The following is a 17082-nucleotide window of genomic DNA, read 5'->3' as shown; positions in this document are numbered from 1 at the left end:
CAGGTTTGCGCAGTTTACGCGCTTGCCGGCGGCGTGTCAGTGCTATCGAGCAGCTCGCTACGGCGGGCGAAGTGGTACTGAGCAAAAGCCACACGCTTTTCGGGTGACACGCCGCTGGGTTGACGCTCAATCAGGTCCAAACGCCGCCGTAAGCCTTCGCCGTTGGTCATTTGTATAGCAAGTCCGGGGCGAGCGTTTAATTCCAGCAGCATCGGTCCATGCTGGCGGTCTAGTACCATATCGGTGCCAAGGTAACCCAGTCCGGTCATTTCATAACAGCTAGCGGCCAGGTTCAGCAGCGTTTCCCACTGCGGCACCACCAAGCTTGCAAGGTCGTGACCCGTATCTGGGTGATGGGTGCAAGGGCGATCAAACTGCACGCCACGCAACGCGCAACCGCTTGCCATGTCGAGCCCCACGCCGACAGCCCCTTGGTGTAAGTTGGCTTTGCCATCGGAGGCGGCCGTCGAGAGTCGCATCATGGCCATCACGGGGTAGCCGTTAAAGATGATCACACGGATGTCGGGCACGCCCTCGTAGGTATAGGCCATCAGGCTTTCATCAAAGTTGATAAGCGTTTCGATCACGGCCACGTCGGGCGAGCCGCCAAGCGAATAAAGGCCTGAGAGGATATTCGAGACGTGGCGCTCAACATCCGTGAGCGAAAGGCGAACGCCACTTGGCTTAATAAAGTCATTGGCGTCGCTAACCTGCTCAATGACTAATATGCCTTTACCTCCGCTGCCTTTCGCTGGTTTGATCACAAACCCTTGGTGGCCTTTGAGAATATTGCCAATATGCTTAACGCCAAACTGCGTTTCTACCGTGCCGATAAGGGCAGGTGTGGTGATACCGTGTGATTGGGCAAGCAGTTTCGTTTTGAGCTTATCGTCCACCAGCGGATACAAACGGCGATCATTGTAGCGCCCAATGTAACGAATATTGCGGCGGTTCATACCGATAATGCCTTTGCTGCGCAGTCGCGACGGCCACGTCCATTGCTTCCACCAGCTCATGGTTTCGGCTCGTCATCGGTGATGGGTTTAAAGCGGCGCAATTCCAAGAGGCGATAGCCTGTGTAATTACCCAAAATCAGTATTAACGCCATCAAGATAAACTGTACACCTAAGAAATTGAACGTGATGTGGCGCACCACCGGGTTATTCATCGCCAAAAAGGCCAATACCGCCGTAGCTAAGCTGCCGCCCCCTTGCATAAGGACTTCTTTAGGGCCTTCTTCCTCCCAAAGAATCGACATGCGCTCAATGGTCCAGGCCAAAATGATCATCGGGAAGAACGTAATGGTCAGCCCTGCGTTTAGCCCTACTCGGTACGCTAATACAGAGAAGACAGAAATAATTGCAATGACGGTAATGATAACCGCCGATACCCTCGCGACAAGCAGTAGGTTCAAATAAGACAGGTAATTGCGAATCACAAGGCCGACTGACACTACGAGTAAAAAGCCTACTAAGCCGGTTGAAAGCGACGTTTGAATAAAAGCCAAGGCAATTAATACCGGCATAAAGGTGCCGGATGTTTTTATCCCGACCAGCACGCGTAGCAACACCACCATCAGCGCACCGATCGGAATCAGCAGAATCGTTTGGAAAAGCGCCTGCTCTTCGAGTGGCAAACTGTGAATAGAGAAGTTCAACAGGGTGTCATCGGATAAATGATTGCGCACAGCCGCTGACGCGGGCTGAGAGTGGGTAAGCATCGAGAAGGTGACACGTGAATTCGTTCCGCCTTGTACTTCAAGAATGGCTTGGCCGCCCGTTTCCCAAAGCAGCAGGTTCTCTGGCTTGCCTTGTTCACCGCTCTTCGGATGGAACAACCACCACTGATCTTCGTTGTCGCTAAACACCTGAATCCAGTTACTCAAGGTTTGACGGCGGCGGCCGTCTTCAAGCATCAAACCGCTAATCGCACGTGCTTTAACGCCAGCTTGGTTCAAGAGCCGTACAAGCAGCTCCGTAGACTCAAACTGGGTCAACAAAAGGCGGGCATTCTCCCCTTGGCGATCACCGTTTACATCGCGGATTAACTCTCGGGCGAAGGTGGCATTATCGGCACTGCGTGCCCAAGCCTGCTCGATCACCTCGGTGGCGGCAGTGTCGTAAGGGCGCTCCCACGGCGTCTCGGGGGGGAGTTCAGGGGCTGTTTGAGAGGTCATCTGCGCCTCCGGCGAGACCAGAATTTGCGCTGAATAATACAGTTGCTGGCTGCCTGCCGCCTCGCGAATGGTCCACTGAGCACGACGCCCAAACTCGTCAGCGTGGTAAGCCAAACCATAGCCGGAGGAGGCCGTGTTCTCGGTTAAAACGCGAAACCCTTGTTGGTGAGAGGGCAGGGAGAAGTCAACCTCTACCGGGCCATCTTGCGCGTTAAAATTGATCATCGCTTCCACTTCCCACACTTGGCGCTGTTCGCCGGGAAGCCAGGGAATCTCAAACTGCAGATGCCGGTGCACGCTCATGGCGATGCCCGCAATAAGTAAAAGGCCAACAATGGCATAAAAGGGAAGCCGAGACATGCATCAAGCCCTTATGTTTTTTAGTGTTAAGCGCGCCTGATAGCGCTACTCTTCGTTATCATCTTGGTCGACAGCTTCATCAGCTGCTGATTCTTCCGATGGCTCACCGCCGGGGAATTCAGGGCGTGAATGCAGGTAAGTTTCTGCAACATCGATAAGCGCAATATCGAGTAAAAACCGGCGACCTAGCAGAACCGGGTAGCTTAGATGCGAACGGTTATTGAGCGTAAATTCGACGTTTTCGCGAATCGGCCCGAGTGTCATCAGTAGTGATATGACGGGCCTCGAATCACCCTCATCATTTGTGGATTGAATAACACGTACACGCCGCTCAACCGGCGCTTCAATCCATTCATTACGTTTTTCCTCAACCGCAACATCATCGTCATTAAGGGCGAGTTTGAACCGCACCCAATCTTCTCCGTCACGTTCAAAGCGCGTGATCTCTCGGGCAGAAAGCGACGAGGTGTTAGCACCGGAATCAACGCGGGCTTTTAAGTAGGTGCCAATACCAGGCAAGCCTACCCATTCATTGCGTCCAAGCAGGGTTTTGGTGTCTAGCACATCGTGAGTTTCGCACTCCTCACGCACGATAACCGGCTCACCACCGCGCGCTTGTAATGTTTGAATATCTTGACGTAGGTGCCGCAGCAAACTACCTACTTCGCGCACATCGGCCGTTAAAACTTGGCGCTCGTGCTGAGCTTGTTCCACTGTGCCAGGTGGATTGCACTGTGTTGAAACATCTTGGGCTAGCTCATTGATGCGCGCATGGAAGGCCGGCTCACTGAGAGGTGGGGGAGTATCATTGTTAGGCTGCAACAAAGCACAACCCGTTAATGACAGAGACAGGGCTGCCGCTACCCAAATAAAACCGTGGCGCATGGTGTGACGCATCCTTTATTCATAGGATTGAAATGATAAGGAGTCGCTATCGTACTGTCCAACTGTACTAATGACATTGTCATTCCAATTTCGTTTGGCACCTGAAAAATTAAAATTCCTTATTTAACATAATATATATTATGCGAACTAAAGGGTAATACGGTTTAGCTATTCTTAATAGCAACGTATTGTGGCTGCGCCAGCCCGAAAAATACTCTACCATTGCTATACGCTATATGATGTTTGTATGATTTATTTGGAGGCGCTTATGACCCATGCTTTGCTCATCCGAAACATCCCCACTGCTTATCGACATTGGTTCTTGGTGTTAGTGCTTCTGATGCTTGTTGGCTGTACCGGCGTTGACGTTGAGCAATACGTTGATCGCGAACCCAAGCTGGATATTGGCGAGTATTTCGCCGGTAGCACGCGTGCTTGGGGGATTGTCCAGGATTACAGTGGCGAACTACAGCGCCAATTTACCGTCGATATCGACGGTGACTATGATGGCAATGTCTTAACGTTAGACGAGTCTTTCGTTTTCGCCAATGGTGATAAAGATCACCGTGTGTGGACGTTCGAGCGTGTTGACGCACATCACTGGATTGGCCGTGCAAGCGATGTCGAAGGCGAAGTTGACGCGCGCCAATACGGCAATGCTTTCCACATGCGCTACCCGCTAGATATCGAGATCAGTGGCCGCACGATTAGTTTTACGATGGATGATTGGATGTATCTTCAGCCAGATGGGCGACTTATCAACCGTACTGCCATGCGTAAGTTTGGTGTAACGTTGGGCGAAATCACGCTGATTTTTGAGCAGAGGTAGGTATTAGATAGAAATAGGTATTAGATAGAAAACAGCCCGCATGTGATTCTGCGGGCTGATAACAGCGTAAAGCCTGTGTTTAGTAAGCCTGTGTTTAGTCCTCAGACGGTGCGTAAGAGCCATCTTCGCGGTGGATTTCATTCCCGGTAATCGGCGGCGTGAAGACACAAGCCAAGTGCATGGTTTTGTGGGCACGCAGCAGGTGATCATCGTGCTGATCGAGAATGTAAATATCGCCGGGTTTGATTGGCCAAATTTTACCGTCTGCTAAGGTTTCCACTTCGCCTTCGCCTTCGATGCAGTAAACGGATTCGTAGTGGTGCTTATAGTGAATATGGGTTTCCGTACCTTCAAAAATACGGGTAATGTGGAATGAGAAATTACCGCCGTCGTTTGCCAATACCAGACGCGTGCTATCCCAGTTGCCATTTTCTGCTTTCACTAGGCGATCTGACTGGCGAGCTTCTTCTATATTACGAACGATCATATTTTTCCCTCATTTGAAGTGGCCCTACGATTAGGCCATTCTATGCAGTTTGCATGACGTCTGCGTTTATTCGCTAATTACGGCGTTAACACTGGCTTCAAGAATATCCAAACCTTCTAACAGGTCTTCATCGGTAATCGTTAGCGGGCACAGACATTTGACGACTTCGCCGTCTTGGCCACTGGTTTCGATGATCAGGCCGCGTTCAAACGCTTTGCCCGTGATTTTATCCGCAATATCACCCGATACGACGTCGATACCTCGCATCAAACCACGACCCCGTTCTGTCGCCGGCATGCCATTATCGCTCAGCTTCGCCGCAAGCTTCTGGAAACGCTCTTCCACAATACGGGCTTTGCGCTGTACATCACGCTCGAAGGTATCATCACTCCAATACTTTTTTAGCGCCGCGGTTGCCGTTACCATCGCCAGGCTAAAACCACGGAAAGTGCCGTTATACTGACCCGGTTTCCATTGGTCCAGCTCGGGGCGCATCAGCACATGCGCGAACGGCAGACCGAAGCCAGAAAGAGATTTCGAGTTGGTAATGATGTCAGGCACGATACCGGCGTGCTCAAAACTGAAGAATTTGCCGGTACGGCCACAGCCTGCTTGAATATCATCGATGATCAATAGGATGTCGTGCGCACGGCAAATATCTTCCAAACGCTTTAACCACTCAAGACCGGATACGTTAATGCCGCCCTCGCCTTGCACGGTTTCAACGATCACGCCCGCTGGCACATCTAAACCACCGGATTTATCTTTTAGCAACTTTTCAAAGTAATCCAGCGTGTCGGTGTGCTCACCCATGTAGCCGTCAAAAGGCAAAAAGCTTGCACCCTGGGTCGGAATGCCGCCCGTGGCTTCGCGGAATTTGCGGTTACCGGTGGTGGCGAGTGCCCCCATGGTGACGCCATGGAAACCATTGGTGAAAGTGACGATATTAGGCCGGCCTTTCGCAACGCGCGCTAGGCGAATGGCCGCTTCTACCGCGTTGGTGCCTGTCGGCCCCGGTAGGTGAACTTTGTAATCCAAGCCACGCGGTTTAAAAATCAGCGTTTCCAGAGTTTCAAAGTAGTCACGCTTGGCATCTGTCCACATATCCAAGGCGTGTACGATGCCGTCGCTGGCAAGGTATTCCACCAACGCTTCTTTCATGTGCGGGTTATTGTGGCCGTAGTTAAGCGTGCCAGCGCCGGCGAGGAAGTCGATATATTCACGGCCTTCTTCATCGGTCAAGCGCGCGTTCTGCGCCTTGGTAAACACCACTGGGAAAGAGCGTGAATAGGTACGTACATTCGATTCCATGCGTTCAAGCGTCTGGGTCTGCATTAGAGACCTCCTTTGATCATTATGACAATAAAGCGTAGTGCTAAGTAATGTACTGCTAAGTAAAAAAGCGTAAAAGAAACACGGGCGGAAAAACGCTGTGTTAGATCGTATCGGTTTGAAAGGGACCGATGCGTACTAGGTTTTCCGGGTCGTGCTCTCCTCCGAGCTGTTCGGTAGAAAAGTATTCGCGGCTATTAAGCGGTGCTTGCCAGCGCGCTGCTAGGCGGCGAAACAGTCCCCACGAGGCCAAATTATCTGGCGTGATCGTGGTTTCCAGGTGGTGCACATCGCTGAGTTCAGGGCGCGACATGATCGCTTCAACTAAGCGGCGGGCTAACCCGGTGCCGCGTGCTTTCTCTCCTACGGCAACCTGCCAAAGAAAGTAGGTATCGGGCGCGTTGTCTTTGACGTAACCCGATACAAATCCCACTACTTCGCCTTCTTCATTGGTTGCCACCGCACAGGTATCCCTGAATTGCGTGGCAAGCAGTAAGTAGGCGTAGGCAGAATTCACGTCAAGCGGGGGGCATGATTTGATCAGTTCATAAATGCCCCAGCCATCGTCAGCGTTAGGCTTACGGATAAAGAGTGGGGTTTCGGCATGCCCCACAACCGCATCGGCAACGGTGGGTCGAATAAGATCCGCAGAGGGAGTAAACGGCTGTATTGGGGTGGTCATAGTTATGCTTCGCTTTTGCGATTTCGGAAGGATTATAACAGCTGCTTATGAGCAATTCAAAAATCAAATTATTTACAAACGGCTATTCTATAAATTTTTGTTATGCAACTTGAGTGCTATGAATTGGGATGGCCTTTTAAGGCGCTTTTTTTCAGTTTAGACGACTTTTCTACAATGCATCCCAATCATAAAAAAGCGGGCAAAAGCCCGCCTTGAAAGTGTCAGATACAAACGCCTTAACGACGCGCTAAGCTGCGTAGCGTGACAAACTCTTCCGCCCCCGTTGGATGAATTCCGACGGTACGATCAAAATCGACCTTAGTTAAACCGGCACGCACCGCAATGGCAATTCCCTGCATAATTTCGCCGGCCTCCTCCCCGACCATGTGGGCACCCAAAACCACGTCGGTTGCGTCATCGACCACTAGTTTCATTAACGTACGTTCTTGGCTGCCAGAGAGCGTATGTTTCATCGCGCGAAAATCGGTACGATAAACGCGAATATCCCCACGTTCGCGGGCCTGCTCTTCGGAAAGGCCCACGGTGCCGATATTGGGATGGCAGAAAACCGCGGTCGGAATCGTGGCATAATCCAGGGCTGCTGGCGAGAGCTGCTTAAAGTGGATATCAACCAACTGCATCGCTTCTGCCAGTGCAATTGGCGTAAGCTCTGGCCCGGCTATCAAATCGCCAAGAGCGAGCACCGACGGGACAGCTGTTTCAAAGCGTTCGTTAACGGGGATTTTTCCCTGTTCGTCGAGATTAATCCCTAGTGTGTCTAGCCCCAGCCCTGCTACATTCGCATGGCGTCCGGTGGCGGCGAGCACAGCGTCGACTTCAAGCGTATCACCGTTGGTCAACGTGACAAGATAAGCGCCCTGGCTTGGCTCAATTTGCGCAATATTGGTGTTGAAGTGCAGGTTTACGCCTTTACGGGCCATTTCATCACGGGTGAATTCGCGCACTTCTTGATCAAACCCCCGCAAGAACAAATCGCCGCGATAAATAAGTTCGGTCTCGCTGCCTAACCCGTTAAAAATACTCGCAAACTCAACGGCAATGTAACCGCCGCCAAGGACCAAAAAACGCTCTGGAAACGTTTCAAGGTCAAACACGCGGTTGGAATCAATGGCGTGCTCACTGCCGGGAAAGTCTGGTACCCAAGGCCAGCCACCGGTCGCGACTAAAATCTTCTCGGCACTGATTTTCTGCTCACCTTCCGGGGTATGGAGTATCACGGTATGCGCGTCCACAACGCTTGCACGAGCGTTGTACAGCGTGACGCCCGCGCTTTCGAGTAAGCGCTGATAAATGCCGTTAAGGCGTTTGATTTCCCCTGTTTTGTTTTCCCGTAGAGTGGTCCAGTCAAACGTTGCCGGTCCGGGCAACTGCCAGCCAAATCCTGCGGCATCATCAAAGCTATCGTGAAAATGTGCTGCGTATGAATAGAGTTTTTTCGGCACGCAACCTACGTTGACACACGTGCCGCCAAGATAGCGATCTTCCGCGATACCGACTGATGCGCCTTCGGCCGCTGCCATACGCGCAGCACGGACGCCACCTGAGCCTGCACCTATCACAAAGAGATCGTATTCGTAGCGTGTTACATCTGTCATTCTCGGCTCCTAAGGCTGAATCTAGCTGCTGGGTATCCGGCGCGTTATTGACCTAGCACCGTGGTAAGGTTAAAACGCTTAGGTTTTCATCGATGAATTTTACGTTACAGCTGCGAGATAAGGTTATGCCCAATCCTATTGATACCCTGTTAGCCAATAACCGCGCATGGGCGGAACAAATGTGCGAACAAGATCCCGACTACTTTGCGCGACTATCACGGCAACAAAATCCCGATTACCTTTGGATTGGCTGCTCCGATAGCCGTGTGCCAGCAAACCAAATTATCGACCTGCCGCCAGGCGAAGTCTTCGTGCACCGTAACGTGGCAAACTTACTGCACCATACCGATATGAATGCTCTCTCCGTGGTTCAGTTCGCGGTGGATGTGCTGAAAGTGAAACACATCATGGTGGTGGGCCACTACGGTTGCGGGGGCGTTAAAGCGGCGGTTACCGGGGGTGAATGCGGAATTGTCGACTACTGGCTTCACTCAGTACGTGAACTCTATAATCATCATCGCGGCTCGCTCGATCATCTCACGCTGGATGAACAGATTGATCGCATGTGTGAGCTAAACGTTAAAGCGCAAGTCAACAGCCTTTGTCGCACCAAGATATTACAACGAGCCTGGCAGCGCGGCGATGAAATTGCCGTCCATGGCTGGGTTTACGGCTTAAAAGACGGTCTTGTGAAAGACCTTAACTGCACGGTGACGGGCCTTTCTCAGGTAGAAACGCTCTACCGTATTGACCGTCTACAACCGAGCAGCTAACAACGCCGCTTAGTCATCTCAATGCGTTAATCGTAGCGATATTGACGATGGCAGCCTTTACAGCTATCCCCGACTTCTGAAAGAGCTTTCGCCGCCGCGCGGTACTCCTCCGCATTGGCGGCGTCTATTAGCGTATCAATGCGCTGTTCCAAATCGTAAAACCCGTCCTCAAAGCGGCCCCACTCTTCCCAAATCTCGGGACGTGCATCGGAGCCGTGCCCATGCGTGCCGACAATATACGCCGGTATGAGATTGTCGGCACTAGCGCGCTCTTTCAGCTCTTTTAACCGTGGCGCCGCCGCTTTTGCATCGCGGTTGTTCACTAGATCAAAGCGCAGTTGACGCAATAAACTTTCAATATCTTTCAATTCTTGCTGGCGCCACATGACCGCTTCACGCTCGCTTTCAAAGCGCGTTTCGTCTACGTCTTTGGGTGCTGAGATTCCATGTGAATCAGCATAAGCGCCTGTCGTGGCGAGTGTTATTGCGGCAATAACGACAAAACCTAACAAAGATGATCTCACCAAGCAGGTAGAGCGTCTGGGAGCAAGGCCCCCAGCTTTGTATAAATCGGATACATCAAGCATTGTATCAACATACCTCTAGTGGCGGTGTTTCTTTAATGCTCAGTTGATCGGGCAGCTAATGCCGGTCCCTTTTAAGCCGCAATAGCCGCCGGGATTTTTTTCGAGATACTGCTGGTGGTAGGCTTCGGCGTAATAGAAAGTATCAAGCTGTTTGACTTCCGTCGTGATGTCGCCTCGCCTTGCGCGGGTCAGTTGCTGCTGATAGACATCGGCGCTGCGCTTAGCGCGTTCAAGCTGTGCCTTGTTGGTGGTGTAGATAGCGGAGCGGTACTGAGGGCCAATATCGTTACCCTGGCGATTCCCTTGTGTTGGATCGTGGTTCTCCCAAAAAACCTGAAGTAGGGTTTCCACGTCCGTTTGCGTAGGATCGAATACCACTAACACGACTTCAGCGTGCCCGGTACGCCCGGTGCAAACTTCTTCATACGTAGGGTTGGGCGTTTCGCCGCCAGCGTAACCGACGGCTGTGACGTGTACGCTGGGCAGCTGCCAAAAAAGGCGCTCAGCACCCCAAAAACAGCCCATACCAACCACGAGTGTTTCGTATCCTTCGGGGAACGGCGGGTGAAGTGATTCGCCATTGACCACGTGTCGTTCACTGGTGGGAATCGGTGTGCCACGCCCGGGAAGTGCGCCTGTAAAGAGTGTCATAACGTCGCTACCTGTCTAAATGAGCTGTCTAAGTGAGAAAAAACACTTAATCGAAAATGCGCGGGTTGCCTGAGATATTAAACTCATAGATGAGATCAACAGCCTGAGAAGTCCCTGACACCGCTTGCAAATAAAGGTTGCGCCAGAGCGTGTAGCGCAATGTAAGCTCGGCAATCGGGGAGAAAATCCCTACCCCGTAGCTAACGCGAATATCATCGGTGAGCTGACCCGTAAGTGCGACTTGGCTGTCGTCTCCGGCGCCGGTGGTATCTAAAGTGAGGTCATCAATACCAAAGGCTTCACCAATGGAGCCGACCGCGCCGCCGGTGCGACCAAGCGACATGCCGATGAGCGCTGTCGTCACGGCGTTATCCACTCCGCCCCCACTAGCATCCGGCGCACGACCGCGCAATAGATACGACAGCGCACGCGTCTCGTTCATCGCCGGCTCAGAGAAGATAGCAACGTCGGGCGCTTCGGCAAGCCCCGTTACACTGAGCCCGGCAATCACATCATCTTCGGTGACCTCAGGATTGCGAATCGCTTCAAAATCAAGGGTAGGCAACCCTGGTGGGCCACTGAAGAGGATTTCTCCCCGCCGAATCAATAGGTCCTGCCCAAACGCCTTAAAGCGACCATCGACTAAGTTAACGTCGCCGAAAAGCTGTAGTCCGCCACTATCTTGACGAACCTCCAATGTGCCACCTAAATTGGACTCTAAACCGTACGCCGACAACTGCATATCGCTGCCTAATGTCACCGTGAGCAGCACATCTATCGCCATGCCCTCTTGCGCCAACTCATCGGCCGCACTGGATTCTCCATTCTCTGCGCGAGCCTGCTTACGCTCTTGCGCTTCACGGTCATCACGCTCGGTGATGATGATTTCATCGCTACTAGGCCCCGTTGCCGAGCTGGGCGTGTCTCCTACCTCAAGCCGGGCCCAGGGCACGTGCACGTTACCCCGTACCTGTAACCGCGCAGGTGTTACTCGAACGCGAATATCGGGTGCCACTTCTAAACGGCCAAACTGCGGCAGCGAGATGAGTAGCGGCGCTTGCGTTGCGTTAAGATCCACACCCATGCGCCAAGGCTCGTTACTTGGCCAAACGGCATCGCCGGTAATGTTCAGGCGGCCGCGCTCAGCGCCAATAAAGCCGTCAATCGTGCCAGACGGGCCATCGAGTGCCACGTTGATTTCTCCTTCCGAGATAACCAACGGTAAGTCTGGGCCGGCGGCATTAATGCCGGAAAGTTCAAGCTGACCTTGTAAGTCAGGTTCCTCGGTGACACCGCTAATCTGAACGTTGCCATTAAGCCTGCCGGCCAAAGTATCCATGCCCACTATCATTGGGCGATACGGGGCGAGCAACACATCTTCAACCGTTAACTCGCCATCTAGCCGGCCTTCTCCTAGCGGATCCGCTATGGACAGTGAAAGCCCGACGTCGCCTGCTTCAGAAAAAGACAGTGTGCTATCAGCCTGGGCGCGCTCAGGGGTTGCGTTAACGCGGGCGTCGAGGGTTACGCGCGGAAGCTCGACGGGTTGGCCGAAGTCGTTAATGGCGGTAATCGCCAGTTCGCTCAAAAGCTGCATATCCGCCTGCCAACGCTGCCCACCGTCCTGCCATGAGGCGGCCACATCGGCGGTGGTATCACCGTCCAATGACCAGCCCTCGGGCAAAAACGGCGTGACCATTTGCATCGGGACTTCGCGTAGCGTGAGCACGGCCTCTCCCGCAGTGGGGGAAGCGCTTAGGGGCTCTTCTGAGCAAACGACACCGCCCTCCTCGCGGCGCAGACAAAACGGTGATACGTTGGCTTCGCCGCTTGCTATGCGGTAATCGATATCCAGCGCGTCTTCCAAGCGAATCGTACCGGCGTCTGAAACCACTTCTATCGGTGTGATACGGGAACGGTAGTATTTTTCTGCTTGGTTAAAGCTTCCTTCCAATGCCATTGAAGCTTGCTCAAGCAGTGAGTTCTGGGGTGCGCCTTGTGTGTCCAGGGTCAAGCGGTGTTGAGAAAGACGGCCATCGAGAGTGACCTCAGCGCGCTCAATTGCTTGGCCACCGGCGTTTATATTGGCTAGGTTAAGCGCTACATCAAAGCTTGGGTCGTCCAACCCACTGACATCGGCATTCAGGCGCAGTGTTTCAAGTCGGTTTTCTCCAAACTGCAGCGCCTCGCCATTGAGAGACGTATTTACGTTGGGGTGCGAAAAGCTGCCGCGGGCTTGAATATCGCCGGTTAAAGCCCCCGATAGTTGCGGCGCGAGGGTCGCTAACTCGCGCAGATCGATCTCGGCATCGAGCGACATATTGTCTTCACTAAGCTCGCCGCTGGCGTTTAAGCGATTATTACCTTGTGCGAAGCGAAGCTCATGAATATTCGCATTCAGTTCGCTATCGGCGTCTAACACGGCGCTTAGCGATAACGGATAATCCATCAACTCCCCATCAATGTTCAGCGCCGGAATTGACACGGCCCAGCGCGCTTGCTCTTGTCGTGCATTGATCTCAAGATTGCCGTTTAGGTCGCCGTTTAGCGATTCAACAAAGTCACCAGGATTGATGTTAGAGAGTGTCAGCGACGCTGATAGATCAAGCGGATTTAGCCAATTAATTTGCCCTTGGCTGCGAATTTCGCTGTCGTTAACGCGTAGGAAAAGTGGCGACCAAGCAAATTGACCGATGTCACCTTCACCTGTAAGCGAGAGCTGCGTCATCGGAATGGCGGGACCTGATGCTTGTGTATCCAGCGTCAATCGGTAATCGTTTAAATTACCCTCGATGGCGAGATCTAACGCTTGCAAACGGTATGGCTCCACCGGTTCGTCTTCGTCGTTAGTGGTGGCAAGCGGCCAACTGACCGTATCGCTTTGTAGATGAAGCTTAAACGGAAGCGTTGGCGCAAGCGCATCAACTTGGGCATCAAGGCTTGCCTGTAGGGCTCCCTTCGCGCGAAGTTCTGCGTTTAAATCGCTAAGCGGGCCGTTGAGATTGAGGCGCAGGTTTTGGCCACTTAGCGCCTCAAGCCCAAGCGTGTTTAACCGCTCGGATTCCAGCACGTCGACGTTAAGCTCGGCCGTCAACGGGTAGTCCTGGTGAAGCGTGACTTCCGATGTAAGCGCAACACGCGCATCGGGGGTCATGGCATTTAAGTGCGTTAGCGTAACGCGACTGCCCTCTGTGACGATGCCAACATCAAGCGTCTCGACTTGGTACTCAGTCGCGCCGGACACAGTAAACTGATTGACGTTAAATGACGGCATGCGGATGTCGAGTGGCAATTTAATAGCCGGCAGCGTGATCGGTTCTCGCTCGGCCAGCGCTTCATCGATAGGCAGCGGGGCTTCATTATTCGTTTCGCCACCTTCATCTGCTTCAGCGCGAGGCGCATGGATGGCAATGGCAGCATCGATTCCATCCGCGCTAAGCGGGGTGCCGGCATCTTGTGTTAGACGAACACCTTTGCTTGGCGGTAGATAAAGCTCTGGCTTTTCCCAGTGGGTGGGTGAAATATCGATGCCGCCTTCGGCCGCTTGGATAGCGCTATCGAAATGCTCCCAGCCGAACCTTGTACCGTTACCTAAGTGGATGGTCACGTCGTCCAGGGCCAGCGCTCTCACTGAGAGAGGAAAAGGAAAGCGTATAGCGCCACTTGGCGAACTTTCTGCTGGCGCTTCTTCGGGTTCTTGTGCTGTGTCAGCCGCCGGTAGACGGATATCGGCTTGGGCGATGCGTAGGGTGTCGATGCATAGTTTTCCCGAGAGTACGCAGTCATCTGCCCAAGCAAGCTCAAACTCACCGATAGTCACCTCGATACCTGCCGCGTCTAAAGCAAAGCCTTCAAGACGAAACGCATCGAGCAAACTGCCTTCACGATGGTCGAATTCGATCCAGTCGCGTTGCTCGGCTTGATCCAGCAGCACACCGGTGCCCCAAGGCGAAAGCGCCCAGCCCAGTAACAACATGACCAGGGATAACACCCACAGCGGTAGCACGATCACCAGCCGAATGAGGCTCCATACAAGAAGCCAGAGGCGTTTTCGGGTAGAAAGTGGGTGCCGCTTGGGCGTCGTATGAGCAACCTGGGACAAAAAAAGCCTCCTAGAATTCCGGCCCGATGGAGAAGTGCAAACGCCAAGCGTCTTCGTGGTCAAACGGGTGAGCAACATCTAAGCGAATAGGGCCAACAGGTGACACCCAGCGTACCCCTAGGCCAGCACCGGTTTTCAGTTCATTGGGGCCCCAGTCATCGAAGGCGTCGCCGCTATCCACAAATGCCGCCCCCCACCAGTTGCCGGTCACGCGGCGCTGGTACTCGATACTGGTAGCAAGAAGCTGTTGACCACCGCGCAACCGGCCTTCGTCATTGCGTGGTGAGAGGCTTTCATACGAATAACCTCGTACGCTGTTGTCGCCACCGGCAAAAAAGCGCAGCGATGGAGGAATGGGATCAAAATTGTCGGTTTCGATGGCACCGATACTGATGCCACCAATAAAGCGGTTGTTTTGCCCTAGCATGCGGATCCATTCGGTATCACCGGTAACGCGCAAAAACTGGGCATCGGAACCCCACGCGGTATCGGAGTATTCAACCGAAAACTGCTGACGGTCCCCCCAAGTAGGAAAACGCTGCTGGCGCGTACGGGTACGCGACCATTGAACCCCGGGGTAGTAAATCAACACTTTTTGGGCGTTTCCCCCCTGGGTGAAGTCATCATAGGTGGTGCGTAAGTAAACTGACTGCACCCAATCGTTATCAAATTGCCAACGCCGCGCCACCTCAACGGTCGCTCCCAGTGAGCGGGTATCGTTGTCGTCTTCGTTTTTAATCCCGTATTGCAGCTGATAGCTATCGCGCAAGGGATTTTCCATCGGTATGCGATAACGTCCTGAAAAGCGCTGCTCCGGCGCGGAAATGTATAAATCGTGGTTTAAACTGTGTCCAAAACGATTAATCCAGGGCTGTTGCCAGCCAAACTGCAAACGCGGCCCGATATCGGTGGCATAACCCACACCCACTTCAAGCTGATGGCGATCAGCAGGTTCGACACTGACATCGATGGGCAGTAATTGGTCTTCACGATGGCTTACGCTCATCACGCTTTGAAGCGCGGCACGGCTGACGTAAGAACGCTGTACTTGCTCGGGGGTTGCCTCTTGCCACCAAGTCCCTTCGCCACTAGGCGGCTGATTGACAACCAGTTCTCGTGCGCTCGCTAACCTTGGGCGAACTGCCGCAGAACGAAACCAACCGGTTTCAGACAATCGTTGATTGTACTGAGCAATAACTTCGGCACGGTAAGGCTCTCCCGTTTCAAAAGTCCGTAAGTTTTGTAAACGCTCAGGCACAATGTGACTACCGCTAATGGCCACGTCACCAAATTGATAGCGAGGGCCACTGGCGAACGTCATGTATAAGCGTGCGCTTTGCTCGTAGGGACGCACTTCCATACGTCGATCAATAAATTGCGAATCGAAATAGCCACGTTCTAACGCCAGTGCTGACAGCTGGCTACGTAGGTTATCCCAAGGCGAGTGGCGTAACACGTCGCCCTCTTGCAAAGGAAAGTTGTCGACAGCTTGAGTAAAAGGCGGATCTTCGCGTGCATCCCCTTCTAGTTGAATGTCGAGTGTTTCAATGGTGACATGCGGGCCAGGCTCTATCTCCAGCGTGGCCTCAACACTCTCTTCACCCAACGCGACACTAATAGTCGGCTCGTAATACCCATAGGGACGCATGGCTTCGGCGGCACGTTGTTTGACTTCATTTTCCAGGCGCATGCGAGTGTATTCTTCCGCTTCGAGGTTCTCTAAGTAAGCGCTAATATTTCCGCGAACCTCGTCTTCCACGCCATTGATCGTCACATCGAAGGCCATGGCTCCGGAGGAAAAACATAGCAGCGGGAAGAGTGTGACGTATTCCAGCGTATTGACTGCCCGTCCTCGGCGTTTCATTCCCATAAATCATGTCCTAGCCAATAACGTGGCATCTGTTCAACGCAGCATTTCTAGCTGAGCACTCAACGCAAGCTGCGATTGGCGTACTTGGCGAACATCGCCTTCTAGCGCCTCTAAGCGTTGCTGCCACTCTTGTTCTAGAGCATCTAACGTGTCTTTACGTTCGCGACTTTGTTCGACTAGCACCTCAATTTCTTCTGTGAGTCGTTCTTGCGCGCTATCGCTTGACTGCTCTAACGCATTGAGCGAAGCATTGATAGCGGCGAGTTGACCATCCCGTAGTTGAGACCGTTCTTGTTGCTGCTCGACTTGTTGCAGCAAAGCTTCAATAGCATCGGCCGAAACCATATCCTCGCTGGCAGGGATGAGGCTAAACAGCTCTTCCCGTGCGTTTTTCAGCGCAACGGATAGCTGCTCTTGCTCTTGAAAAAGGGTGCTCATTTGCGCTTGCACCAAGTTTAACGTTTCTTGTACATCGCTGTCATCCGCGTCTAAGCGTGCATGCATATTGGAGACTTCACCACTTACACGATTTAGCTCGCTCAAGAGACGCTCTCGCTCAAACCAAAGCCCCGCGGCTGCGGCGCCAAGTACGGCTATTATCGCTATTACAGCAAGCCACAACGGCCAAAGAGCAGGACCTTTGCGATGGCGCAGGTGCTGGGCGTTCAAACTTTGGTCAACATCAGGCACGATTCGTGTTGTTGCATCAGAATCAGACATGCGCTCTCCTTA

General features: G+C 52.9%; 14 protein-coding genes. 2 read left to right on the top strand and 12 right to left on the bottom strand.

Features of this window, described 5'->3' with window-relative positions:
- Positions 1–14: 14 nt before the first annotated feature.
- From HZS81_RS08450 to HZS81_RS08440, 3 genes are read right to left on the bottom strand one after another with little or no spacing between them, the layout of a single operon-like run.
- Positions 15–1016, bottom strand: coding sequence for an alpha-L-glutamate ligase-like protein (locus tag HZS81_RS08450; protein WP_179930116.1), 1002 nt, complete (start codon positions 1014–1016; stop codon positions 15–17).
- Positions 1013–2536 carry an inactive transglutaminase family protein gene (locus HZS81_RS08445; RefSeq protein WP_179930115.1) on the bottom strand — a complete coding sequence of 508 codons (1524 nt, stop codon included), beginning with the start codon at positions 2534–2536 and terminating at the stop codon, positions 1013–1015. Before HZS81_RS08445 ends, HZS81_RS08450 begins: the two co-directional genes overlap by 4 nt.
- Positions 2537–2581: 45 nt before the next feature.
- Positions 2582–3421 (bottom strand): ATP-dependent zinc protease family protein, encoded by an 840-nt coding sequence (locus tag HZS81_RS08440; protein ID WP_179930227.1) that lies wholly within the window; start codon positions 3419–3421, stop codon positions 2582–2584.
- 268 nt (positions 3422–3689) lie between these two features.
- Between HZS81_RS08440 and HZS81_RS08435 the strand changes: the two genes are divergently transcribed.
- On the top strand, positions 3690–4250 hold the full coding sequence (locus tag HZS81_RS08435) for a DUF3833 domain-containing protein (protein WP_179930114.1): 561 nt from the start codon (positions 3690–3692) through the stop codon (positions 4248–4250).
- Positions 4251–4344: 94 nt separating this feature from the next.
- Here HZS81_RS08435 and HZS81_RS08430 read toward each other — a convergent pair whose 3' ends face one another.
- The 4 genes from HZS81_RS08430 to gorA form a co-directional block, all read right to left on the bottom strand.
- Complete coding sequence (locus tag HZS81_RS08430; protein WP_179930113.1) at positions 4345–4737, bottom strand: ectoine synthase; 393 nt, start codon at positions 4735–4737, stop codon at positions 4345–4347.
- A gap of 66 nt (positions 4738–4803) precedes the next feature.
- The gene (gene ectB / locus HZS81_RS08425) at positions 4804–6072 is read right to left on the bottom strand and encodes a diaminobutyrate--2-oxoglutarate transaminase (RefSeq protein WP_179930112.1); all 1269 of its coding nucleotides are present in this window, start codon (positions 6070–6072) and stop codon (positions 4804–4806) included.
- A gap of 100 nt (positions 6073–6172) precedes the next feature.
- Complete coding sequence (ectA, locus tag HZS81_RS08420) at positions 6173–6751, bottom strand: diaminobutyrate acetyltransferase (protein WP_179930111.1); 579 nt, start codon at positions 6749–6751, stop codon at positions 6173–6175.
- Between the two features lie 236 nt (positions 6752–6987).
- A complete protein-coding gene (gene gorA, locus HZS81_RS08415; protein ID WP_179930110.1) occupies positions 6988–8367 on the bottom strand; it encodes a glutathione-disulfide reductase in 1380 nt (459 codons plus the stop codon).
- Between the two features lie 125 nt (positions 8368–8492).
- Between gorA and can the strand changes: the two genes are divergently transcribed.
- Positions 8493–9140 carry a carbonate dehydratase gene (can, locus tag HZS81_RS08410; protein WP_179930109.1) on the top strand — a complete coding sequence of 216 codons (648 nt, stop codon included), beginning with the start codon at positions 8493–8495 and terminating at the stop codon, positions 9138–9140.
- 26 nt (positions 9141–9166) lie between these two features.
- Here can and HZS81_RS08405 read toward each other — a convergent pair whose 3' ends face one another.
- The 5 genes from HZS81_RS08405 to HZS81_RS08385 all read right to left on the bottom strand — a co-directional run bounded on the left by HZS81_RS08405 (position 9167) and on the right by HZS81_RS08385 (position 17070).
- Positions 9167–9652 (bottom strand): cytochrome c, encoded by a 486-nt coding sequence (locus HZS81_RS08405; RefSeq protein ID WP_241697428.1) that lies wholly within the window; start codon positions 9650–9652, stop codon positions 9167–9169.
- A gap of 114 nt (positions 9653–9766) precedes the next feature.
- Positions 9767–10378 carry a peptide-methionine (S)-S-oxide reductase MsrA gene (gene msrA / locus HZS81_RS08400; protein WP_179930107.1) on the bottom strand — a complete coding sequence of 204 codons (612 nt, stop codon included), beginning with the start codon at positions 10376–10378 and terminating at the stop codon, positions 9767–9769.
- 46 nt (positions 10379–10424) lie between these two features.
- The gene (gene tamB / locus HZS81_RS08395; protein WP_241697427.1) at positions 10425–14480 is read right to left on the bottom strand and encodes an autotransporter assembly complex protein TamB; all 4056 of its coding nucleotides are present in this window, start codon (positions 14478–14480) and stop codon (positions 10425–10427) included.
- Between the two features lie 10 nt (positions 14481–14490).
- Positions 14491–16350 (bottom strand): autotransporter assembly complex protein TamA, encoded by a 1860-nt coding sequence (gene tamA / locus HZS81_RS08390; RefSeq protein WP_179930105.1) that lies wholly within the window; start codon positions 16348–16350, stop codon positions 14491–14493.
- A 33-nt stretch (positions 16351–16383) separates the two neighbouring features.
- Positions 16384–17070: a hypothetical protein gene (locus HZS81_RS08385; protein ID WP_179930104.1), complete on the bottom strand. Its 687-nt coding sequence runs from the start codon at positions 17068–17070 to the stop codon at positions 16384–16386.
- Positions 17071–17082 lie beyond the last annotated feature (12 nt).

The organism is Vreelandella salicampi, from assembly GCF_013415105.1.
Classification (GTDB): domain Bacteria; phylum Pseudomonadota; class Gammaproteobacteria; order Pseudomonadales; family Halomonadaceae; genus Vreelandella; species Vreelandella salicampi.
Note: the sequence above shows the minus strand (reverse complement) of the source record. Positions and strands in the feature narration are given on the sequence as shown.

Coding starts and splice junctions, on each gene's coding strand:
- HZS81_RS08450 (WP_179930116.1), bottom strand. CDS start 1,016: ATGAGCTGGTGGAAGCAATGGACGTGGCCGTCGCGACTGCGCAGCAAA.
- HZS81_RS08445 (WP_179930115.1), bottom strand. CDS start 2,536: ATGTCTCGGCTTCCCTTTTATGCCATTGTTGGCCTTTTACTTATTGCG.
- HZS81_RS08440 (WP_179930227.1), bottom strand. CDS start 3,421: ATGCGCCACGGTTTTATTTGGGTAGCGGCAGCCCTGTCTCTGTCATTA.
- HZS81_RS08435 (WP_179930114.1), top strand. CDS start 3,690: ATGACCCATGCTTTGCTCATCCGAAACATCCCCACTGCTTATCGACAT.
- HZS81_RS08430 (WP_179930113.1), bottom strand. CDS start 4,737: ATGATCGTTCGTAATATAGAAGAAGCTCGCCAGTCAGATCGCCTAGTG.
- ectB (WP_179930112.1), bottom strand. CDS start 6,072: ATGCAGACCCAGACGCTTGAACGCATGGAATCGAATGTACGTACCTAT.
- ectA (WP_179930111.1), bottom strand. CDS start 6,751: ATGACCACCCCAATACAGCCGTTTACTCCCTCTGCGGATCTTATTCGA.
- gorA (WP_179930110.1), bottom strand. CDS start 8,367: ATGACAGATGTAACACGCTACGAATACGATCTCTTTGTGATAGGTGCA.
- can (WP_179930109.1), top strand. CDS start 8,493: ATGCCCAATCCTATTGATACCCTGTTAGCCAATAACCGCGCATGGGCG.
- msrA (WP_179930107.1), bottom strand. CDS start 10,378: ATGACACTCTTTACAGGCGCACTTCCCGGGCGTGGCACACCGATTCCC.
- tamA (WP_179930105.1), bottom strand. CDS start 16,350: ATGGGAATGAAACGCCGAGGACGGGCAGTCAATACGCTGGAATACGTC.
- HZS81_RS08385 (WP_179930104.1), bottom strand. CDS start 17,070: ATGTCTGATTCTGATGCAACAACACGAATCGTGCCTGATGTTGACCAA.